The sequence below is a fragment of the Micromonospora sp. CNZ285 genome, assembly GCF_004637285.1.
The window spans coordinates 6,879,335-6,900,753 of record NZ_SPQD01000001.1; the positions used below are offsets into that span (position 1 = coordinate 6,879,335).

The following is a 21,419-nucleotide window of genomic DNA, read 5'->3' on the forward strand; positions in this document are numbered from 1 at the left end:
GGGCGATTCGACACGTACGGACGGGTGCGTCCGGGCGGGAGCGTGTCAGACTGGACGCGCCATGACGAGTCTTCCGCTGATCTCCGTAGACCCCGACGCCCGCGGCCGCCGGCCCGCGATGCCTCCCCGCCACCTCGCCGACCTGGACCTGCCGGGCCGGCAGGCGCTCGTCACCGAGCTGGGTGAGCCCGCGTTCCGCGCCAAGCAGGTCTCCAACCACTACTTCGGCCGCCTGGTGCGCGACGCGGAGCGGATGACCGACCTGCCGGCCGCGACCCGGGAGCGGCTGGCGGGTGAGCTGCTGCCCACGCTGCTCACCCCGGTCCGCGAGCTGGCCTGCGACGACGGCGCGACCCGCAAGGCGCTCTGGCGGCTGCACGACGGCTCGCTGGTGGAGAGCGTGCTGATGGGCTACCCGGACCGGGTGACCGTCTGCATTTCCAGCCAGGCCGGCTGCGGCATGGCCTGCCCGTTCTGCGCCACCGGCCAGGCCGGGCTGACCCGCAACCTGTCCACCGCCGAGATCGTCGACCAGGCGGTCTACCTGGCCGGGGTGGCCGCCTCCGGCGCCGTGTCCGGGTCGCCGCCGCGGCTGTCGCACGTGGTGTTCATGGGCATGGGCGAGCCGCTCGCCAACTACTCGCGGGTGGTGGCGGCGATCCGCCGGCTGGTCGCCCCGGCGCCGGAGGGACTGGGCCTGTCGCAGCGGCACATCACCGTCTCGACCGTCGGTCTGGTGCCGGCGATCCGCCGACTGGCCAGCGAAGACCTCTCGGTGACCCTTGCGCTGTCGCTGCACGCCCCCGATGATGAGCTGCGCGACGAACTCGTCCCGGTCAACCAGCGCTGGAAGGTGTCCGAGGTGCTGGACGCGGCGTGGGACTACGCGGCCACGACGGGGCGTCGCGTGTCCATCGAATACGCGATGATCAAGGACGTGAACGATCAGCCGTGGAGAGCCGATCTGCTCGGGCGGCTACTGGCCGGCAAGCTGGCCCACGTGAACCTGATCCCGCTCAACCCGACTCCGGGCAGCCGCTGGGACGCCAGCCCGAAGCCGGTCGAGCGGGAGTTCGTCCGGCGGTTGCGCGACGCCGGGGTGTCGACCACGGTGCGCGACACCCGGGGACGCGAGATCGACGGGGCCTGTGGGCAGCTCGCCGCCGCCGGGGACACGGACGGCGACTCACGCGCGGCAACGGCGTAGCGGTACGAGACCAGGAGACATAGTGGCGAGTCAGGGTCAGCGTTTCCGGCGTAAGGCGCTCCGCCGGGGCTACAAGGTCGACGAGGTCGACGCCTTCCTGGACCGGGTCGAGGCGACACTCGACGGCCAGCCGATCGGCGCGCCCGTGGCCTCCCAGGAGGTCCACGACGTCGTCTTCCGGGTCCGGTTCAACGGCTACGACGAGTGGCAGGTCGACCTGCACCTCGACCGGGTCGAGCGGCAGCTCGCCGAGCTGGAGGAGCGCGGTGGCGCGCCGGCCGGACGCGGTGGCGACCCCCGGATGGCCGACCGGCTCGGCCCGCCGATGCGCGACGACCGGGGCATGTCGCCGGTGCCGCAGCCGCCGATGCCGCCCCGGCAGATGCCCGCCCAGCCCGGCCCGCCCGCCGACCGGTACGGCAACCGCTACGACGAGCCGACCGGCGCGTTCGCCGGTGGCTACGACGGCCCGCGCGGTGGCTACGACGGCCCCCGCGGCCCGGGTGGCCCCGGCCCGATGGGCCCGGGCGCGCCGATGGGACACGGCGGCCCGCCGTCGCGCGGCCTGCCGCCCGGCCCGGGCGGCTACGGTCCGCCGGACAGCGGCCCCGGCGGTTACGGCCCGCCGGACAACGGTCCCGGTGGGTACGGTCCGCCGGACAGCGGCCCGGGCGGCTACGGTCCCCCGGACAGCGGCCCCGGTGGGTACGGCCAGGAAGAGCGCTTCGACGGGTTCGAGGCCGGCCGGCGTGCCCGTGCCGACATGACCGCCGAGATCCGCATGCCCGAGCGTGAGCTGCGCGGCCGTGGCCCCGGCGGCCCGCCGGCGCTGCCGCAGCAGGGCTACGGCGCACCGGAGCCCGGCTACGGCCCGCCGGACCCGGGTTACGGGCCGCCGGACCAGGGCTACGGCCCGGGCCCCTCGATGACCGGCCCGCCGCTCGTGAGCCCGCCGGTCGCCGGTCCGCCGATGGTGGGGCCGCCGATGGCCGGCCCGCCCGGCAGCGACCTGCACCGGGTCGATCAGATCCGGCGCAGCTTCCAGGTCCGGCGGTTCGGCAGCGGGTACGACCCGGACCAGGTCGACCGGTTCTTCGAGACGCTGCTCGGCGGCATGCAGGGGCGCAACCCGATGCCGGTGAACCCCAAGGAACTCGACACGCTGCGCTTCGGGCTGGTGCCCGGTGGCTACTTCGAGGCCGAGGTCGACGCGGCGCTCAAGGACGTGCAGGACATCCTGCTCGGCCGCTGACCGCGCCTCCCGAGACGACGAAGGGCCCGCCCCCGGTGAGGGGGCGGGCCCTTCGCGCACTACCGTGGGCGCCGCGCGTCAGGACCGCAGGCCGTTGCGGCGCAGCACGGCGTCGCCGATGACGATGGCGATCAGCAGTCCGGCGATCCCGAACAGCCAGATGTGCTCCACCCGGCCCTCCTCGATCCCGCAGAGCGCCATCAGTACCAAAGCCACCGCCGACAGCACCGCACCGATCCGTCCGGACTTGCGGTGTCCGGGCTTGTGCTGATCTGGCGCGGTTACCGGCTCGTCTCCTGCCACTGTCGGTCCTTCCCTCGCGATCGGATCTCCGATCAGTCTGGCACGGCCCCAACCGGGCCCGGCGCAGGGTCCGACCTCCTGTGCCGGGGATGACCCGGGCGGGCGACAGCGGGCGGGCGGCGCGGCCCGGGTCGTTGGTCCCGTACCGGTGGGGGCGGATGGCCACTACCGGCGTCGCGGGACGGCGAGCACACTGCCTCCGGTAGCGTCTTGACGTACACCTTGATGCCTTTTTGAGGAGGACTGCGGTGCGAGTGACCGGTACGGGGCATGCCAGCATGCGGATCGACACGGCCGCGGGCAGCATCCTGTGCGACCCGTGGGTCAACCCCGCCTACTTCGCCTCGTGGTTCCCCTTCCCGGACAACTCCCTGCTCGACTGGGCGACCCTCGGCCAGGTCGACTACCTGTACGTGTCGCACCTGCACCGGGACCACTTCGACGCGAAGCACCTGCGGGACTTCGTGTCGAAGGACGCCACCGTCCTGCTGCCCGAGTTCCCCACCTCGGAGATGGAGGACGAGTTCCGGGAGCTGGGCTTCACCAAGTTCCTCAAGGCCCCGAACGAGCAGGTCGTGGAGCTGCCCGGCGGCCTGAAGATCATGATCCAGGCGCTGACCAGCCCGACCGACGGCCCGATCGGCGACTCGTCGCTCTGGGTCGAGTACGACGGCGTGCGGCTGCTCAACCAGAACGACGCCCGCCCGACCGACCTCAGCGTGTTCGCCGAGCTGGGCCACGTGCACGCGCACATGCTCCAGTTCTCCGGCGCGATCTGGTACCCGATGGTCTACGAGCTGCCGCAGGCGGCGAAGACCGCGTTCGGCAAGCAGAAGCGGGACCGGCAGTTCGACCGCACCTGGCGCTACATCGACGACCTGAAGGCCGACCACGTCTTCCCGATCGCCGGCCCGCCGTGCTTCCTCGACGACGAGCTGTGGCAGTTCAACGACATCTTCGGCGACGAGGGCAACATCTTCCCCGACCAGTCGGTGTTCCTGGCCGAGTACGCCAAGGTCGGCGGCACCAACGGCATCGTGCTGCTGCCGGGCAGCGTCTCGGAGATCACCACCGAGGGCGCGACCACCACGCACCCGGTGCCGGTGGAGGAGTTCTTCGCGAACAAGGTCGCCCACCTGGAGGAGATGCGGGAGCGCAAGCGCGGCGTCATCGAGGCCGAGAAGGCGTCCTGGCGGCACCCCGAGGTCGACGTGCTCGGCGAGATGAAGCGCCGGATCGAGCCGCTGCTCGACGAGTCGATCTACCTGGCCAAGGGCGTCGGCGGGCCGGTCCGCTTCGACCTGGTCGGCTACGACGGAGAGAGCGTCGAATCCATCGTGGTGGACTTCCCGGGCAAGGAGGTCCGGCCGTACGCGGACGAGAAGGTCCGCTACCGCTTCCGTACCGAGCGGGCGCTGATCGAGCACCTGCTGCACATCGGCGAGGTGGACTGGGTCAACTCCCTCTTCCTCTCCTGCCGCTTCTCCGCGGCCCGCATCGGCCAGTACAACGAGTTCGTCTACGCCTTCTTCAAGTGCCTGTCCGAGGAGCGCCTCCAGTACGCCGAGGGCTGGTACGACGAGCACGAGCGTGCGGTCGACGCCGAGGACATCACGCTTGACGGCTGGGTGGTGCAGCGGCGCTGCCCGCACCTGAAGGCGGACCTGAGCCGGTTCGGCATCGTGGACGGCGACCAGCTCACCTGCCAGCTGCACGGCTGGAAGTTCGACCTGGCCAGCGGGCGCTGCCTGACCAGCGTCGGGCACAAGATCCGCGCGCACCGCGCCGACGCGGAGACCCCGGCGCCGGCCGGGGAAGCGGCCATCTGACGAGTTCCGCCCCGTCCGCCGCCCTCGGCACGCGACCATCGGTCGGGAGGGGGCGGCGTGACGGGTGCGGACAGGGAACCGGCGTACCGGTTCGGGCGCGGCAACGAGATGGCGCGCGACGCCTCCCGGGTGGAGGCGTTCAGCGACGCGGTAATCGCCATCGTGCTCACCCTGATGGCCGTCGAGCTGCTGTCGTTCGACCCGGACACCCCACAGGACGACGGGCTGCCGGCCGCGCTGCGGCACGAGTGGCGCGCCTACCTGGCGTACGTGATCACCTTCGCCATCGTCGGCCAGGTCTGGCTGACCCACCACAACATGTGGCGTTACGTCCGCCGGGTCGACCAGATGCTGCTGGTGCTGAACCTGCTGCTGCTGATGTTCGTGGCGGCGATCCCGTTCACCGCCGACCTGCTCGCCGACAACCTGCGCGGCACCGTCGGCGACCAGCGGCTGACCGCCGCGCTGTACGCGGGCGTGGTGCTCGGTGAGGCGCTGTTCTTCAACCTGAGCTGGTGGTGGGCGCGCCGCCGCGGGTTGCTGCAACCGGGCCTGGACCCGAGGCTGGCGCGGGCGGTGGCCCGCCGGTTCCGCCTCGGTCCGCTGCTCTACCTGGTGGCGTTCGCGATCGTGTTCGTCGACCCGGTGCTGAGCCTGCTGGCGTACCTGCTGCTTGTCGGCGTCTACCTGGTGCGCGGGCCGGGCGACCTCCCGCCCGCCGGCCAGGAGGCGCCCGAGACGCCGTGAGGACTCAGCCCAGGTCGGCGAGGATCCGCCGGGCCGCGTTGTGCCCGGCCGCGCCGATCACGCTGCCCGCCGGATGGCAGCCCGCGCTGCCCGCGTACACGCCGTCCACCCCCGTGGCGTACGGCATCCGGTCGGTGAACGACACCGTGTTGTCGACGTGGTGGATGTGCCCGCCGGTGATGCCGAAGTGCGCCTCGATGCCGGGCGGCGGCAGCGGCACCGCGTCTGCGACCAGGTCACCGGCGCCCGGTGCGTACCGCTCGCAGATCGCGAGCAGCCGCTCCACGTAGCCGGGCAGCGCCGCCTCCCAGGTGGTGCCGGCCAGCTCGTAGGGGACCGACTGCACGAACAACGCCGACGAGTGGTGCCCCGCCTCGTCGGACAGCGACGGGTCGACTGTGGTGTGCAGGTACCACTCGATCGTCGGCTCCTCCGGCAGCCGCCCGGCCCGCACGTCCGCCCACATGCCGCGCAGCGCCGCCATCGGCGACTCGCCGCCGTCGCCGACGAGCGAGGCCGAGCCGGGCAGCAGGTGGATGGTCGACCCGAACGGGCTCGGCGCGTCGCCCGGCAGGCAGGAGAAGCGCGGCAGCCCGGTCAGCGCCAGGTTGAGCTTGAGCGTGGTGCCGGGGCGGCGGACCGCCGCCATCCGCGCGCCCAGCTCCGCCGGGAGGACCGGGGCCCTATGCGGCCCCAGCTCGGCCACCGGGCCCGCCGTCGCCCTGGTGGGCAGTCAGGGTCGCACGGCCCAACGGGGCGGATCTCGCGTCAGCCACGGAACGGGCCCGCCAGGGGCCCTAGAACCGTTGTGCGGCAACAGAAAGCCCCGGGGCACCGTGGGGTGCCACCGGGGCCGCAGGGCCACTCTCAGAGGGCTAGACGCTGACAGCCTGGCCGTACCGGGAAGCGTGCGCTTCCTGCCGCTCAGCAATCGCCACCGTGTCAGCGTCAGTCGGCAACGGCCGCAGCCGTCCCCGCCGGTCATAGACGTGCACGTAAACCGCCGTAGGCGGCAGCACCACGTTTCCCGCAGGGAAGATACGAACGGAACTAGTAACCGCCTTCACCAGCATCCGCCGTTGCTCAATCGTCAGAGCCTCAAACTGCTCTACCGTCACCGGCACAATCTCCGGCAGCGTTCCCGGCTCAGGCTCCGCTAGCGCATCCTGAATCTCAGCCAACCGGTCGAGAATGCGCCGGTTGCCCTGCTCAAGCTGAGACACCGTGAGGGCCCGCCGGTTGAACATGTCCATAAGCGCGGTTAGCTCCCCCTCAAGCTCCCGCCGCTCAGCGTCCAACGCATCCCGGTCAACCGTGGGCCCCTGGCCGTCACCGTTGCCCAAATCCTCAGCCGTCAGCATTTCAACCACCGTGGCAGTCACGTAGGCGTCAATCTGTTCCGCCCTAAGCTGCCAACACTTCTCAGCGCAACGGTAAACCCGCTTCTTAGCCCCGGTGCGGGTACGGGTCCAATTATTGCGGGCAGGCTGCCCGCACATGCCACAAACGTAGATACCGCCACCCAGGTACTTCACATTGTTGCCCGTGGCCTGACGCACCCGGGTTACGTGCGCAACAAGGTCCGTCCACTCTTGGTAAGACAGGATAGGTTCCCAATTGCCGGGCACAGTCTCAACCCGGTATTTCGGGGCCCGGTCAGACTGACCGGCCGTAAGAATACTGGTGGGTTGGTAGGCAATCCGGGCCGCAAGATACGGGTTCGTCAACGCACCCTTAACCGCCATCCACGTATACGGCTTCCCCGTCTTAGGGGCCACGATTCCCCGGGACGTCCATTCCCGGGCAACACTCATCAGCGTCCCCCCGGTACGGACATGCTCAGCGGCCCACCGGATAGCTTCCGCTTCCGCCGGAACAATCGTGAACGTGGCAACCCCGTTCTTCCGGGCCCGCTGATAGCCAAGGGGCCGAACGGTCCCCACCGGGGAACCGTTGGCGACACGCTGCCGGTTAGAAGACTTCTGCCGCTTGCTTTTCTTCTCCACCTCAGCACGGGCCATAGCGGCACCCATACGGGCCGCTAGCCGACCCTCGGGAGTAGTGAGATCCAACAGGCTGCCGTGAGCGAAATACAGCGGCACGCCCCGTTCCTCAAGAACGTAGATGAGCTTTTCAAGCTCGATAGGCTGCCGCACAAGCCGGTCATCATCACGGAACACAATCCGGGCAACCTTGCCCGCTTTCACGTCGGCAACCATTTGCCGGTACGCGGGCCGCACCTTTTGAGCGTTGCTAGCCGACCGGGACTCATCCCGGTACACCTCAACATCGGTCCAGCCGTTGCGCTCGCAGAGGGCTAGGCACTCCGCTTCCTGAGCCTCAAGGCTGACGGACACCTCGGTATCAATCGAGATGCGTACATAAACGGCGGTCACGGGGCCGGTGGGCCCGCTCTGCAAGGGGGAAGCCATGTCAACAGTTTGCCACAGTTGCCGACCAGGAAGTTGTGCCCGGTGCCGGGGTCGTCCGGGCCGGCGTTCAGCCCGGACAGGCCGTCGGTGACCGCGTACATGCTGACCAGCAGCTCGGAGCGGAAGTCGAAGCGGGCCAGGTGGTCGGCCACCGAGCCGCGTACCAGGTCGACGAAGACCTGCCGCAGCGCGGGCCGCACGTAACGCTCGGCGGTCTCCTCGACCGGCAGCGGCTCGGCCAGCCACGCCGGGGCGAGATCCTCCCGCAGCTGGGCCAGCTCGGCGTGCAGCGCGTCGTCGGCGGCGACGTCGGTGGGGGAGAACATCTCCGCGAGCTGCCGCCGGCTCGCCGCCACGTCGCTGCCGGCCAGCAGGTACGGCGAGCCGAGCCCGCCCGGCGTGGGCAGGAAGTAGTGCGGGTCGCGGCGCAGCACCGGGATGGTCACGTCGAGCGTGGCCAGCAGCTCCGGCGGCATCAGCCCGAGCAGGTACGACCCGGTGGAGTGACGCAGCCCCGGCACCTTCGGGAACGGGTTCTCGGTGCGGGTCGCCCCGCCGATCACGCCTGACGCCTCCAGCACCAGCACGTCCAGGCCGGCGCGGGCCAGCAGGATCGCCGAGACCAGGCCGTTGTGCCCGGCGCCGACCACCACGACGTCGGCGCGGGACGGCAGCTCACTCGCGTCGCTCATGGCGTGCCGGCTGGGCATGCGCTCACGGCCCTCGCTTCGCTCGGTGCGTTCGCTCATGCCGCGGAGCGTAGCGGCGACGGGTCCCGCGCGGGAGGGTTCGCGGCGGGGCGCTACCGTTCCCGGCATGTCCCCGGCTGTCCAGATCGCGCTCGCGGTGGCGCTCGTCGTGGTGGTGCTCCTCCTCCTGCTCGTGCTGCGGCGCGACCGTCCCCGGGACCTGGTCGCCCCGGACCGCCGGGCCGGCGACGGGCAGGCCGAGGTGCTCCGGCTGGCCCGCGCGGGGCGTACGGTCGAGGCGGTCAAGGTGCTGCGCGAGCAGACCGGGCTGTCGCTGCTGGACGCGAAGCGGGCGGTGGACGCGCTGGCGGCCGGCGGATCCTGGTCGCCCGGCCCCCCGGCGCCCGGAAAGGGCGTCGACGAGGCAGTGCGGGCCGAGGCCGCGCGGCTGCTGTACCGGGGCAAGAAGATCCAGGCGATCAAGGTGGTGCGCGAGCACACGCACATGTCGCTCGCCGACGCCAAGCGGTACGTCGAAGGGCTCTGACGCCGGACGGCCGTCACCCCGCGTTCACTCTATAGTGGCGGTGGTCGATGCATTTCTCGTCCTACCGTCGACGGGACACCCACCGCCTCCGGGAAGGTCACCCCCGATGGATCGTCGTACCGTGCTGCGTGCCACCGCCGTCGGTGGCGCCGCCGCTTTCGCCGGTGGCCTCTGGGCCGCCGCTGCCGCCCCGGCCCAGCCCGCCCAGCCCGGTCCCGGCCCGTACGGCGACCTGCTGGCCGCCGACGCCAACGCCCTCCAGTTGCCGGCCGGCTTCACCAGCCGGGTGATCGCGCGGTCCGGGCAGCGGGTCGTCGGCACCTCGTACACCTGGCACCCGGCGCCCGACGGCGGCGCCTGCTTCCCGGCCGGCGACGGCTGGATCTACGTCTCCAACTCGGAGGTGCCGCTCGTCGGCGGCGCCTCGGCGGTGCGGTTCGCCGCCGACGGCGCGATCGCCGCCGCGTACCGGATCCTCGGCGGCACGAACGTCAACTGCGCGGGCGGGCCGACCTCGTGGGGGACGTGGCTGTCCTGCGAGGAGGTGCCGCTGGGCCGGGTCTTCGAGACCTGGCCCGAGGGTGGCCGGTCCGGCGAGGAGCGGACCCGGATGGGCCGCTTCAAGCACGAGGCGGCGGCCTGCGACCCGGTGCGGCGGGTGGTCTACCTGACCGAGGACGAGGGCGACGGCTGCTTCTACCGGTTCGTCCCGGACACCTGGGGCGACCTGCGCACCGGCCGGGTGCAGGTGCTCTGCGCCCCGGACGGCCAGGTGACCGGGCCGGTGACCTGGCGGGACCTGCCGGACCGCGACGGGTTCCCGGTGCCCACCCGCTACCAGGTCGGCGCCGCGCAGACGTTCGACGGCGGCGAGGGCTGCTGGTACGCCGACGACACCTGCTGGTTCACCACGAAGGGCGACAACCGGGTGTGGGCGTACGACGCGGTGAACCAGCGGCTCGACCTCGCGTACGACGACTCGCTGGTGCCGACCGGTGCCGCGCCGCTGACCGGCGTCGACAACATCACCGGCACCGCCGGAGGCGACCTCTACGTGGCCGAGGACGGCGGCAACATGGAGATCAACGTGATCACGCCGGCCGGTGTGGTGACCCCGTTCCTGCGGCTGCTCGGGCAGTCCGAGTCGGAGATCACCGGGCCGGCGTTCTCCCCGGACGGCAGTCGCCTCTACTTCTCCTCGCAGCGCGGCACCAGCGGTGCCCGGGCCGGGACCGGCGGCATCACGTACGAGGTACGGGGCCCGTTCCGGCGCTGACCGCAGCCGTCAGGCGCGGGCCGCCACCCGGGCGGCCCGCCACCGGCTCGCCGCCAGTGTCGCCGAGTAGCCGGACAGCACGATCACGTGGAACAGATAGAGCCACAGCAGCACCGCCACGCCGCCGCCGATCTCGTCGAACCCGCCGAACGGCACGCCCAGGTCCAGCGGCAGCGAGCAGAACAGCACGAACCCGTGCAGGAAACCGGACAGGTTCGCCGCCGTGAACGAGCCCAGGGCCACCGTGACGAGCCAGTCCGGGGAGGCCGGGCCGACCACCCGGAACACCCAGATCAGCACCGGCGTGAGCACCAGCCACACCGCCAGGAACGACAGCACCACGCCGAGCGCGCCGACCCAGCCGCCCTGGCGTACCAGGCGGGTGGTCAGCGGCAGCCCCAGCAGGATCGACAGCAGCAGGACCGGGGCCGGCGCCAGCAGCGGGAGCAGCAGCAGGCGGCCCCGCCAGCCGACGAGCGCACCGGACTCGGCGCGCGGCTCGGCCACCGAGACGAACGCGCGGCGCAGCCCTTCCCCGTAGAGCGAGGCAGGCAGCAGCGACGCCAGCGCCAGCAGCGGGGTCAGCCCCAGCCCGGCCTCGACGAGCGCGGCCGCCGCCCGGTGCGCGCCGATCTCGGTGGGCAAGGTGTCGATCGCGTACCCGGTCAACCGCCGCACCCGGTCCGCCCCGGCGAGCAGCCCGGTCAGCCAGATCGCCAGCAGCGCCACCGGCACCACGGCGATCGCGCCGTAGAAGGTGATCGCGGCGGCGTGCAGCGACAGGTCCCGGCCGCGGACCGGCTGGAACGCCGCAGCCGTGATCCGCCTGGTCCGTTCCCACCCGTCGCCCATCGCCCTGTCGTTCCCCGTACGACCCCGCGCCACGCATTACGATCCGGCGGCATGACGATCGCCACGACCGACCGGCTGGTGCTCCGCGACTGGACCGAGTCGCCGGACGACCTGGCCCGGGTCTACGACATCTACTCCCGGGACGAGGTGATGCGCTGGCTGGGCGGCGGCAAGGGGCGGATGACCGACCCGTCCGAGGCGCGCGAGCGGGTCCGGATGTGGCACGAACGCTGGGCTCCGTACGGCGGCCGGTGGGGCCTGTGGGCGATCGAGCCGCGCGACGGCGGGCCGGTGGCGGGGAGCATCCTGCTCAAACCGCTGCCGGGACGCGACGGCGTCACCCTGACCGACGACATCGAGGTCGGCTGGCACCTGCACCCCGACGCCCAGGGCCGCGGCTACGCCACGGAGGCGGCCCGCGCGGTGCTGGAACGCGAGTTCGCCACCGGCACCCCGAGGGTGTACGCGGTGGTGATGGCCGGGAACGACCCGTCGATGGCGGTGGCCCGGCGCCTCGGCATGACGCACGCGGGCGTGCGCACCGACTGGTACGGCGGGGTCGAACTGGAGACCTTCGTCCTGGAGCGCCCCGCCTGAGCCGTGCCGTTGGCAGTTCGCCCTCGGCCTCCTACGGTGGTGGGGACACGGGGGAGGCACGGATGGTCGACGGTGGCGACGCAGCGCGTTGGCTGCACCTCCACGCCGCCCGGGGCGGCCCGGACGACCTGTCGCTCCTGGTGAACCGGGTCGCGCCCGCCATCGGGGCCACCGACATCGTGATCTACCTGGCCGACTACACGCAGTCCTCGCTCGTACCCCTGGTCGGCGCGGGCGCGCCTCGGGACGAGCTCACGATCGAGACGACGCTGGCCGGCCGGGCGTTCACCGGCCTCCAGGTGCAGCGCGCTCCCGACCGCCCGGACCGGCTCTGGGTGCCCCTGCTGCTCGGCTGCGAACGGCTGGGGGCGCTGGAGATCGTGTCGTCGCGCGCCGGCGACCCCGCGCTGGACCGGCCGGCCTGGGAGGTGGCGGTCGCCGTCGCTCAGGTCCTGGTGAACCGCCGGCTCTACGGCGACGTCGTGGAACGGATCCGCCGTCGCCTGCCGATGCAGGTCGCCGCCGAGACCGTGTGGGGGCTGCTGCCGCCGCTGACCTTCGCGACGGACGAACTGGTGATCACCGCCATCCTCGAACCGTGTTACGACGTCGGCGGGGACATCTTCGACTACGCGCTCAACGGTGACGTGCTCAGCGTCGGGCTCTTCGACACCTGCGGGCACGGGATCAAGGCGAGCGCGATGGCCTCGCTCGTGGTCAGTGCGTACCGCAACGCCCGGCGCACCGGTCTCGACCTGGTCGACACGGCGATCAGCATCGACAGGTGGGTCCGCTCCGAACACCCCGGCCTGTTCGCGACCGCGCTGCTCGCCGAACTCGACCGGCGGACCGGCGTGCTGCGGATCATCAACGCCGGCCACCCCGGCGCCATGCTGCTGCGGGACGGCAAGGCCGTCCGGGCACTGCCCGGACCGACCGCGCTGCCGCTCGGGCTGGGCAACCTGTCGACGCGGCGCCCGCGGGCGCACGAGGAGGCGCTGCATCCGGGCGACCGCATCCTCGCCTACACCGACGGCATCACCGACGCCCGGGGCGACGACGGGGAACGGTTCGGGCTGGACCGGCTCGTCGACTTCGTCGAGCGTTCCCTCAACGAGCGGCTGCCCAGCCCGGAGACGATGCGCCGGCTGGTGCGCGCCGTCCTCGCCTACCAGCAGGACCAGCTCGACGACGACGCCACCGCGCTGTTCCTGGAGTGGCAGCCCTCGCATCTGCCCTTGGGGCACCTGGAGCACCTCACCGCGCCCGACGGAACGATCGCGCCCTCGTAGCCTCACGAGGAGGCGCCGCAGGCGTGATCGACACCGGTTCGCCGAAGTGGTGGCATCGCGGCAACCCTGATGCCGCCACCTCGGGGAAGTGGAGTGGATCATGTCGCCGGGCACTCCGGGACGAACGGGGTGAGGCGCTGGGGAACAATGGTCCGGTGACCACTCCCCGAGATCTCGTGCTGCTCGGCTCGACCGGCTCGATCGGCACCCAGGCCATCGACATCGTCAAGCGCAACCCGGACCGCTTCCGGGTGGTGGCCCTCGGCGCGGGTGGCGGCAACGTGGAGTTGCTCGCCGCGCAGGCGCTGGAGCTGGGCGTGGAGGCGGTCGGTGTGGCCCGCGCGTCCGCCGCGCAGGATCTTCAGCTCGCGTTCTACGCCGAGGCGAGCCGGCGTGGCTGGGCCACCGGCGACTTCAAACTGCCGAAGATCGTGGCCGGGCCGGACGCGATGACCGAGCTGGCGCAGTGGCCGTGCGACGTGGTGCTCAACGGGGTGGTCGGCTCGCTGGGCCTGCCGCCGACGCTGGCCGCGCTGCACGCCGGTCGTACCCTCGCGCTTGCCAACAAGGAGTCCCTGGTGGCCGGCGGCCCGCTGGTCAAGGCCGCCGTCTCGCGACCGGGGCAGATCGTTCCGGTGGATTCCGAGCACTCGGCGCTGGCGCAGTGCCTGCGCGGCGGCGCCCGGGGCGAGGTACGGCGGCTGGTGGTCACCGCCAGCGGCGGCCCGTTCCGGGGGCGGCGGCGTGACGAGCTGACCGCCGTGACGCCGGAGCAGGCGCTGGCGCACCCGACCTGGAACATGGGCCCGGTCGTCACGATCAACTCCGCCACGATGGTCAACAAGGCGTTGGAGGTGATCGAGGCGCACGAGTTGTTCGACGTGCCCTACGCCGACATCGAGGTGATGGTCCACCCGCAGTCGGTGATCCACTCGATGGTCGAGTTCACCGACGGGTCCACGCTCGCCCAGGCCAGCCCGCCGGACATGCGACTGCCCATCGCGCTGGGTATCGGCTGGCCGGACCGCGTACCCGGCGCCGCCGCGGCCGTCGACTGGACCACGGCCCACACCTGGGAGTTCTTCCCGCTCGACGACGCGGCGTTCCCGGCTGTCGCGCTGGCCAAGGCGGCGGGCGAGGCCGGGCGCTGCCGCCCGGCGATCTACAACGCGGCGAACGAGGAGTGCGTGGCGGCGTTCGTCGCGGGCCGGCTGCCGTTCCTCGGCATCGTCGACACCCTCCAGCGGGTGCTGGAGGACGCTCCCGATTTCGACGAACCAGGTACCGTCGAGGACGTGCTCGCCGCCGAGTCGTGGGCACGGGCGCACGCCCAGGAGATCATCGTCGGGTCGGTGGAAGGAGCTCGATGAGCTATCTGCTCGGGGTGGTGCTGTTCGCCCTGGCGATCCTCATCTCGGTGAGCCTGCACGAGGCGGGGCACATGCTCACCGCCAAGGCGTTCGGGATGAAGGTCACCCGCTACTTCGTCGGCTTCGGCCCGACGCTCTGGTCGTTCAAGCGGGGCGAGACCGAGTACGGCATCAAGGGCATCCCGCTCGGCGGCTTCTGCAAGATCGTCGGCATGACCCCGCAGGACGACGACGTCGAGCCGGGGGACGAGAAGCGCGCCATGTGGCGCTATCCGGTGTGGAAGCGGACGATCGTGATGTCCGCGGGCTCGATCACCCACTTCGCCCTGGCCCTGATCGCGCTCTGGATCATCGCGGTGTCGGTGGGGCTGCCGAACCCGAAGTTCCCCAGCACCGAGGCCGGCTTCCGGGCCGAGCCGGCGGTGATCGCCATCGCGCCGTGCGTGGTGGTGGAGAACGCGGCCCGCGCCTGCGAGTCCGGCGACCCGGCCAGCCCGGCCGAGAAGGCCCAGCTCAAGGACGGCGACCGGATCACCGCGGTGAACGGCAAGCCGGTCTCGACCTGGGGCGACATGCTCGACGTGGTCCGGGCCACCCCGCCCGGCACGGCCACCGTCGCCTACGTGCGCGACGGCAAGCCGGCCGAGGCGCGGGTCGACCTGGCCTCGGTGCAGCGTCCGCCGCTGGGCGACCCGAAGGGCGCCGCCTCGGCGGTCTCCGCGCTCGGCGTGGCGCTCTCGCCCAGCACCCCGACCCGGGTCGAGTACGGCCCGGTCGCCGCGTTCGGCGCCACCGCCGACTTCACCGGCACCATGGCCGTGCAGACCGCGCACGCCATGCAGCGCATCCCGCAGAAGGTGCCCGCGTTGTGGAACGCGATCACCGGCGGCGAGCGTGACGTGGACACCCCGATCAGCGTGGTCGGCGCCAGCCGGCTCGGCGGCGAGGCCGTGGAGAACAACGCCTGGCTGGTGTTCTTCATGCTCTTCGTGTCGCTGAACTTCTTCATCGGCGTGTTCAACCTGCTGCCGCTGCTCCCGCTGGACGGCGGCCACATCGCCATCGCCTGGTTCGAACGGGCGCGGTCCTGGCTCTACGCGCGCATCGGCCGCGCCGATCCGGGGCGCGTCGACTACCTCAAACTCATGCCGTTCACGTACGCGGTGATCCTGATCGGTGGCGCGTTCACGCTGCTGACGGTCACTGCTGATGTCATCAACCCCATCACGCTCTTCTCAAGGTGAGTGCCTGAAGTGACCGCTGTCAGTCTCGGTATGCCCCCCGTACCGCCGCCGCCGCTGGCCCCGCGCCGGGCCAGCCGCCAGATCATGGTCGGTTCGGTGCCGGTCGGTGGTGGCGCGCCGGTCTCGGTGCAGTCCATGACCACCACCCTCACCGCCGACGTCAACGCCACGCTCCAGCAGATCGCCGAGCTGACCGCGTCCGGCTGCCAGATCGTCCGGGTCGCCGTGCCGTCGCAGGACGACGTGGAGGCGCTGCCGGCGATCGCCAAGAAGTCGCAGATTCCGGTGATCGCCGACATCCACTTCCAGCCGAAGTACGTCTTCGCGGCGATCGACGCCGGCTGCGCCGCGGTCCGGGTGAACCCGGGCAACATCCGGCAGTTCGACGACAAGGTCAAGGAGATCGCGCGGGCCGCCGGCGACGCGGGCGTGCCGATCCGGATCGGCGTCAACGCGGGCTCGCTGGACAAGCGCCTGCTGGCCAAGTACGGCAAGGCCACCGCCGAGGCGCTGGTGGAGTCGGCGCTGTGGGAGTGCTCGCTGTTCGAGGAGCACGGCTTCCGGGACATCAAGATCTCGGTCAAGCACAACGACCCGGTGGTGATGATCCGCGCGTACCGGCTGCTGGCCGAGAAGTGCGACTACCCGCTGCACCTCGGCGTCACCGAGGCGGGCCCGGCGTTCCAGGGCACCATCAAGTCGGCGGTGGCGTTCGGCGCGCTGCTGGCCGAGGGGATCGGCGACACCATCCGGGTCTCGCTGTCCGCCCCGCCGGTCGAGGAGATCAAGGTCGGCAACGCGATCCTGGAGTCGCTGGGCCTGCGCGAGCGTGGCCTGGAGATCGTCTCCTGCCCGTCCTGCGGCCGGGCGCAGGTCGACGTCTACAAGCTGGCCGAGGAGGTCACCGCCGGGCTGGAGGGCCTGCCGGTGCCGCTGCGCGTCGCGGTCATGGGCTGCGTGGTGAACGGTCCGGGTGAGGCCCGCGAGGCCGACCTGGGTGTGGCCTCCGGCAACGGCAAGGGCCAGATCTTCGTCAAGGGCAAGGTGGTCAAGACCGTGCCCGAGGCGCAGATCGTGGAGACGCTGATCGAGGAGGCGCTGCGGATCGCCGACGAGATGGGCGCCGAGATCCCCGAGGAGCTGCGCGACCTGGTGCCGGGCGGCGCCACAGTCACCGTGCACTGATCTGTTCTCCGCGTCGTCGTGCGGCCGTCCCCGTCGGGGGCGGCCGCACGCGCCGTCTCAGGGCCGGGGCACGGCGGCGAAGGGGGAGAGGGTGAACCAGCCGGGCGCGGCGCGCCGCAGCGCCTCCGGCCCGGCCACCTCCACCGCGCCGCCGCGCAGCGCCGCGGCCCACTCCAGGTCGCCCATCCAGACCTGGACCAGCGCGCGCAGGTCCGCCGTGACGGTCACCGCCACGTCGTGCCCGGGGTCGATGTCGCAGACGTCGGCTTCGCCCGCGGCGATCACCATCCACCAGTCGCGCTGCGTCGTGGGCACGTCCCGGAAGCAGAACCGCACGACGGTACGCCCCGGCGGAACAGCGTCGTGGTCGACGTGCCGGTGCATGTCCCACAGCAGCAGCTTCGGGTCGAGGTCGGCGTCGCCCAGTTCGCCGATCCAGCGCACGCCCCAGGCGCCGAGCGCCTCCAGCACGGGCCGCAGTTCGCGTCCGGCGGCGGTCGGGACGTAGCGCACGTCCGCGCCGTCGACCCGCCGCTCCACCACCCCGGCGCGGACGAGCTGGTGCAGCCGGCGGGACAGCAGGGTCGGTGACATCCGGGGCAGGCCCCGGCGCAGCTCGTTGAAGCGTTCCGAGCCGCTGACCAACTCCCGGACCACGAGCAGCGTCCACCGCTCGTCGAGCAGTTCCATGGCCTTCGCCACGGGGCAGAACTGGTGGTAGGAGGCCCCCATGGCGGGCACGCTACGCCCGGCTCGCCACCCCGGCCAGCGGCCTGTCGGGAGCGGTACAGATCTCGTACTGGGGGCCGGGTCGTCCGCTGCCTAGCGTCCTGTGCAGGGACGACTGTGAGGAGCGACTGATGATCGAGGAACGGGAACAGGACGCCGCGGTGAAGGCCCGGCACCGCGCGATGTGGGCGATGGGCGACTACGCCGCCGTGGCCGCGCAGGTGATCCCGCAGCTGGGGGCGACGCTGGTCCGGGCCGCCGGGGTGGCGCCGGGCATGCGGGTGCTGGACGTGGCGGCCGGAACCGGCAACGCGGCTCTGCCGGCGGCCCGGGCCGGTGCGGAGGTGGTGGCCGGCGACCTCACCCCGGAGTTGCTGGCGATCGGGCGGGCGGAGGCCGAGCGGGAGGGCTTGACGCTGACCTGGGAGGAGGCGGACGCGGAGGCGCTGCCGTACGCGGACGCCGCGTTCGACGCGGTGCTGTCGTGTGTGGGCGTGATGTTCGCGCCCCGGCACCGGGCCGCAGCCGACGAGGTGCTGCGGGTGTGCCGGCCGGGCGGGACGATCGGCCTGGTCAACTGGACTCCGCAGGGCTTCGTGGGCCAGTTGTTCGCGGCCATGCGGCCGTACGCGCCGCCACCGCCGCCGGGTGCGCAGCCGCCCCCGCTCTGGGGCGACGAGGAGCACGTCCGGGAGTTGTTCGGTGACCGGGTCGACGCGCTCACGCTGAGGCGCGACGCCGTGGTGGTGGACCGGTTCGCCACGCCGGGGGAGTTCCGGGACTTCTTCGCCACCCATTACGGGCCCACAGTGGCGGTCTACCGGGCGAACGCGGGCGACCCGGAGCGTACGGCCGGGCTCGACCGCGCGCTGACCGACCTGGCGGCCCGGCACCTGGACGGCGGCGTGATGCGCTGGGAGTACCTGCTCGTCACCGCGCGCCGCGCCTGACGGCACGCCGGTCGTCGTCCGGCCGGCGTGCCGTCGCGGCGGCGGTGCTCACTCGGACTCGGCGAGGATGGCGTAGAGCTTGCGCCGGGTCTCGTCGAGCACCTGGGCGGCCCGGGCGCGCTGGTCGTCGGTGCCGGTGGTCATGACCTGCCGCAGCGCCTGCATGGCCTGCGCCCCGGCGTCGCGGATGTCGTGCCAGCTGTTGACGGTCTGCTCGGCGAACTCCGCCCAGGGCGGGGTCTGCGCCGCGTCCGCCGCCTCGGCCTGCCCCTGCTCGGTCAGCGCGAACCGCTTGCGCCCGCCCTCGGAGTCGGCGGCCGTGGCGATGACGCCCTCGTCCTCCAGCAGTTGCAGCGTCGGGTAGATCGAGCCGGGGCTGGGCCGCCAGGCCCCGCCGGTGCGGGAGTCGATCTCCTGGATCATCTCGTAGCCGTGCATCGGCCGCTCGGTGAGCAGAGCCAGCACCGCGCCGCGCACGTTCGGCCGCCGTCCGCGGCCCCGGCCGCCGCGGCCCCGCCCGCGACCGTGCGGTCCGGGGGAGAAGGGCGGCGGACCCGGGGGTACGGGCGGGAAGCCGAAGCCGCCGTGGCGGCGCATCTCGTCGTGCATGGCGTGCATGCGTCGATGGAAACTCATCAGTGGTTCTCCTTCTGTCGTCGTATCACTGATGCATCAACGATATATCGGCAATGCATCGCCGACAAGACGTCACGTAAGCCGGGCTGAAAACCGTACGTACGTACTGTTAGGCTGTCGGCGTGCGCCTGCTTCCCGAACCGGGCCCATCCCGGACGCTCGCCCTCTCCACGCTCGTCAACACCGTCGGGCGGGGCACGTGGCTCACCGCCAGCGCGCTGTTCCTCACCCGGTCGGTCGGGCTGACGGTGGCCCAGGTCGGGGTGGCGCTCACGCTCACCGCGCTGGTCAGCCTGGTGGCGAGCACCCCGATGGGCTACCTCGCCGACCGCCTCGGCCCGCGCGGACTCCAGATGGCCGCGCTGCTCGCCTCGGCCGCGTGCACGGCCGCCCTGGTCACGGTGCGCTCGTTCACCGGCTTCCTGGTCGTCGGCATGCTGATGGCGGTCGCCGACGCGGGCACCCGGGGCGCCCGCGGAGCCCTGATCGCCGGCGCCGTCCCGCCCGACCAGCGGGTCCGCACCCGTGCCTACCTGCGCGCTGTCACCAACGTGGGGATCTCGGTGGGCACCGTGCTGGCCGGGTTCGCGCTCGCCGCCGACACCCGCGGCGCGTACGTCACGCTGATCCTGCTCGACGCCGCCACGTACGTGCTGGCGGCGGCGGTGCTGCTGCGGCTCCCGCCGGTGCCGCCGGTGCCCGCCCCGGCGCACGGGCCACGGCTGATCGCGCTGCGGGACCGCCCGTTCCTCGCCTTCACCGTGCTGGACGGGCTCATGTCCATGCACTTCTCGCTGATCAACATCGCCCTGCCGCTGTGGATCGCCGGGCACACCAGCGCGCCGAACTGGCTGATCTCCGTCTGCCTGCTCGTGAACACGGTGGTGGTGATCCTGTTCCAGGTCCGCGCCTCGCGGGGCACCGAGGACCTGACCGGCGCGGGCCGGGCCGCCCGCCGGGCCGGTGTCCTGCTCGCTGCCGCCTGCGCGCTGTTCGCCGCAGGGGGCGGCGTACCGGTGGCGGTGGCGGTGCCGCTGCTGCTGGCCGGCGCGCTGGTGCACGTCGTGGGGGAGCTGTGGCACGCGGCGGCCGGCTGGGGCATCTCCTTCGGCCTGGCCCCGGCGCACGCGCACGGGCAGTACCAGGGCGCGTACGGGATGGGCATGCAACTCGGCTCGATGGTCGCCCCGGTGGTGGTGACCACGCTCGCGATCGGCTGGGGCGTACCCGGCTGGCTGGTGCTCGGCGTGGTGTTCCTGCTGCTCGGCGCGCTGGTGCCGCCGGTGGTGCGGTGGGCCGCCCGGACCCGGCCGGCCGCGCCCGAACCGGTGCCGGTGGCGGCGGGCTGAGGGCCGTGCGGCAGGTGCCCGGTCGGCCCGCGCGCGCCGGGGTGGATCTGGCAGGCTGGTAGCCGTGCTCACCATGCCGGTACGCCAACTGGGGGAGTCGGAGCGCCGCGCGGTCGAGCGGCTGCTCGACCTCGACCCGTACGCCGGCGCGCAGGTCGCCGAGCGGGTGGCGGCACGCGGGCTGGCCTGGTGGCGGGCCGAGGCGCGGATCCTCGGGTACGGCTCCCGCCGGCACCTGGAGTCGATCTGCTGGCTGGGCGGCAACCTGACCCCGGTGCTCGCGTCCGAGTCGGCGGTGACCGCGTTCGCCGACCAGTTGAGCGCCGAGGAGCGGCTCTGCTCCTCGATCGTGGGCCGGGCCGACGCGGTGCTCGGGCTCTGGGACCGCCTCTCCGCGCACTGGGGGCCGGCTCGGGACGTACGCCCGAACCAGCCGCTGCTGGCGACGGACGCGCTGCCCGCCGTGGCGCCCGACCCGCACGTGCGGCGGGTGCGCGGCAACGAGGTCGACCGGCTGTTCCCGGCGGCGGTGGCGATGTACACCGAGGAGGTCGGGGTGTCGCCGCTGGCCGAGGACGCCGGGCGCGGCTACCGGCGGCGGGTGACCGAGCTGGTGCGCGCCGGCCGCGCCTACGCCCGCTTCGTCGACGGGCGGGTGGTCTTCAAGGCGGAGCTCGCCGTGGTGACCCGCCGGACCGCGCAGGTGCAGGGCGTCTGGGTGGCGCCCGAGTGGCGCGGCAGGGGCATCGCCACCGCCGCGATGGCGGCAGTGGTCCGCGACGCGCTGGAACGGGTCGCGCCCACGGTGAGCCTCTACGTCAACGACTTCAACCTGCCCGCCCGCCGGGTCTACGAGCGCTGCGGCTTCCGCCCGGTCGGCACGCTCGCCACAGTGCTGTTCTGAGCATCACTCCCGCCAGACGTCCCGAACCG

General features: G+C 72.4%; 19 protein-coding genes and 2 pseudogenes. 14 read left to right on the top strand and 7 right to left on the bottom strand.

The annotated features are described in order from the left end of the window. Nucleotides 1–61 precede the first annotated feature (61 nt). Together rlmN and CLT75_RS31930 are read left to right on the top strand one after the other, a co-directional pair. Nucleotides 62–1,207 carry a dual-specificity RNA methyltransferase RlmN gene (gene rlmN, locus CLT75_RS31925; protein WP_135243775.1) on the top strand — a complete coding sequence of 382 codons (1,146 nt, stop codon included), beginning with the start codon at nucleotides 62–64 and terminating at the stop codon, nucleotides 1,205–1,207. A gap of 22 nt (nucleotides 1,208–1,229) precedes the next feature. Next, nucleotides 1,230–2,459 (top strand): DivIVA domain-containing protein, encoded by a 1,230-nt coding sequence (locus CLT75_RS31930; protein ID WP_030269900.1) that lies wholly within the window; start codon nucleotides 1,230–1,232, stop codon nucleotides 2,457–2,459. A 78-nt stretch (nucleotides 2,460–2,537) separates the two neighbouring features. Here CLT75_RS31930 and CLT75_RS31935 read toward each other — a convergent pair whose 3' ends face one another. Further along, nucleotides 2,538–2,762, bottom strand: coding sequence for a hypothetical protein (locus CLT75_RS31935; protein WP_013284612.1), 225 nt, complete (start codon nucleotides 2,760–2,762; stop codon nucleotides 2,538–2,540). 248 nt (nucleotides 2,763–3,010) lie between these two features. On the opposite strand from CLT75_RS31935, the gene CLT75_RS31940 reads away from it, so the two are divergent. Both CLT75_RS31940 and CLT75_RS31945 read left to right on the top strand, forming a co-directional pair. Next, nucleotides 3,011–4,591, top strand: a complete 1,581-nt coding sequence (locus CLT75_RS31940; RefSeq protein ID WP_013284613.1) for a Rieske 2Fe-2S domain-containing protein — start codon at nucleotides 3,011–3,013, stop codon at nucleotides 4,589–4,591. Nucleotides 4,592–4,699: 108 nt separating this feature from the next. Continuing rightward, the gene (locus CLT75_RS31945) at nucleotides 4,700–5,338 is read left to right on the top strand and encodes a TMEM175 family protein (RefSeq protein ID WP_167797022.1); all 639 of its coding nucleotides are present in this window, start codon (nucleotides 4,700–4,702) and stop codon (nucleotides 5,336–5,338) included. A gap of 4 nt (nucleotides 5,339–5,342) precedes the next feature. Here the strand turns inward: CLT75_RS31945 and CLT75_RS31950 are convergent. The 3 genes and pseudogenes from CLT75_RS31950 to CLT75_RS31960 form a co-directional block, all read right to left on the bottom strand. Next, nucleotides 5,343–6,011: pseudogene (locus CLT75_RS31950) on the bottom strand (phytoene desaturase family protein); the annotation flags it as partial. 202 nt (nucleotides 6,012–6,213) lie between these two features. Beyond that, the gene (locus CLT75_RS31955) at nucleotides 6,214–7,770 is read right to left on the bottom strand and encodes a recombinase family protein (protein WP_135243777.1); all 1,557 of its coding nucleotides are present in this window, start codon (nucleotides 7,768–7,770) and stop codon (nucleotides 6,214–6,216) included. A gap of 5 nt (nucleotides 7,771–7,775) precedes the next feature. Then, nucleotides 7,776–8,462: pseudogene (locus tag CLT75_RS31960) on the bottom strand (phytoene desaturase family protein); the annotation flags it as partial. A gap of 124 nt (nucleotides 8,463–8,586) precedes the next feature. Between CLT75_RS31960 and CLT75_RS31965 the strand changes: the two are divergent. Continuing rightward, a complete protein-coding gene (locus CLT75_RS31965; protein WP_135243778.1) occupies nucleotides 8,587–9,006 on the top strand; it encodes a 50S ribosomal protein L7/L12 in 420 nt (139 codons plus the stop codon). Between the two features lie 106 nt (nucleotides 9,007–9,112). Beyond that, nucleotides 9,113–10,282, top strand: coding sequence for an alkaline phosphatase PhoX (locus tag CLT75_RS31970; RefSeq protein WP_135243779.1), 1,170 nt, complete (start codon nucleotides 9,113–9,115; stop codon nucleotides 10,280–10,282). 9 nt (nucleotides 10,283–10,291) lie between these two features. Here the strand turns inward: CLT75_RS31970 and CLT75_RS31975 are convergent, their stop codons facing one another. Beyond that, complete coding sequence (locus tag CLT75_RS31975; RefSeq protein WP_135243780.1) at nucleotides 10,292–11,134, bottom strand: YhjD/YihY/BrkB family envelope integrity protein; 843 nt, start codon at nucleotides 11,132–11,134, stop codon at nucleotides 10,292–10,294. A 51-nt stretch (nucleotides 11,135–11,185) separates the two neighbouring features. Between CLT75_RS31975 and CLT75_RS31980 the strand changes: the two genes are divergently transcribed. From CLT75_RS31980 to ispG, 5 genes are all read left to right on the top strand, one after another. Further along, nucleotides 11,186–11,731 carry a GNAT family N-acetyltransferase gene (locus CLT75_RS31980; RefSeq protein ID WP_135243781.1) on the top strand — a complete coding sequence of 182 codons (546 nt, stop codon included), beginning with the start codon at nucleotides 11,186–11,188 and terminating at the stop codon, nucleotides 11,729–11,731. A gap of 62 nt (nucleotides 11,732–11,793) precedes the next feature. Further along, a complete protein-coding gene (locus tag CLT75_RS31985; protein WP_135243782.1) occupies nucleotides 11,794–13,023 on the top strand; it encodes a PP2C family protein-serine/threonine phosphatase in 1,230 nt (409 codons plus the stop codon). 155 nt (nucleotides 13,024–13,178) lie between these two features. After that, on the top strand, nucleotides 13,179–14,393 hold the full coding sequence (gene dxr, locus CLT75_RS31990; protein WP_047894153.1) for a 1-deoxy-D-xylulose-5-phosphate reductoisomerase: 1,215 nt from the start codon (nucleotides 13,179–13,181) through the stop codon (nucleotides 14,391–14,393). After that, complete coding sequence (locus CLT75_RS31995) at nucleotides 14,390–15,637, top strand: M50 family metallopeptidase (protein WP_013284622.1); 1,248 nt, start codon at nucleotides 14,390–14,392, stop codon at nucleotides 15,635–15,637. Before dxr ends, CLT75_RS31995 begins: the two co-directional genes overlap by 4 nt. 9 nt (nucleotides 15,638–15,646) lie before the next feature. After that, complete coding sequence (gene ispG / locus CLT75_RS32000; RefSeq protein ID WP_013474403.1) at nucleotides 15,647–16,822, top strand: flavodoxin-dependent (E)-4-hydroxy-3-methylbut-2-enyl-diphosphate synthase; 1,176 nt, start codon at nucleotides 15,647–15,649, stop codon at nucleotides 16,820–16,822. Between the two features lie 57 nt (nucleotides 16,823–16,879). Here the strand turns inward: ispG and CLT75_RS32005 are convergent, their stop codons facing one another. Then, nucleotides 16,880–17,554 (bottom strand): winged helix-turn-helix transcriptional regulator, encoded by a 675-nt coding sequence (locus tag CLT75_RS32005; protein ID WP_135243783.1) that lies wholly within the window; start codon nucleotides 17,552–17,554, stop codon nucleotides 16,880–16,882. A 128-nt stretch (nucleotides 17,555–17,682) separates the two neighbouring features. Here CLT75_RS32005 and CLT75_RS32010 point away from each other — a divergent pair, with 128 nt between their 5' ends. After that, entirely contained in the window at nucleotides 17,683–18,501 is an 819-nt protein-coding gene (locus CLT75_RS32010; protein ID WP_135243784.1) for a class I SAM-dependent methyltransferase, read from the top strand. A 48-nt stretch (nucleotides 18,502–18,549) separates the two neighbouring features. Here the strand turns inward: CLT75_RS32010 and CLT75_RS32015 are convergent, their stop codons facing one another. Further along, the gene (locus CLT75_RS32015; RefSeq protein WP_135243785.1) at nucleotides 18,550–19,137 is read right to left on the bottom strand and encodes a PadR family transcriptional regulator; all 588 of its coding nucleotides are present in this window, start codon (nucleotides 19,135–19,137) and stop codon (nucleotides 18,550–18,552) included. A 122-nt stretch (nucleotides 19,138–19,259) separates the two neighbouring features. Here CLT75_RS32015 and CLT75_RS32020 point away from each other — a divergent pair, with 122 nt between their 5' ends. After that, nucleotides 19,260–20,486: an MFS transporter gene (locus tag CLT75_RS32020; protein ID WP_135243786.1), complete on the top strand. Its 1,227-nt coding sequence runs from the start codon at nucleotides 19,260–19,262 to the stop codon at nucleotides 20,484–20,486. A gap of 64 nt (nucleotides 20,487–20,550) precedes the next feature. Next, complete coding sequence (locus CLT75_RS32025; RefSeq protein WP_135243787.1) at nucleotides 20,551–21,390, top strand: DUF4081 domain-containing GNAT family N-acetyltransferase; 840 nt, start codon at nucleotides 20,551–20,553, stop codon at nucleotides 21,388–21,390. Nucleotides 21,391–21,419: the final 29 nt, after the last annotated feature.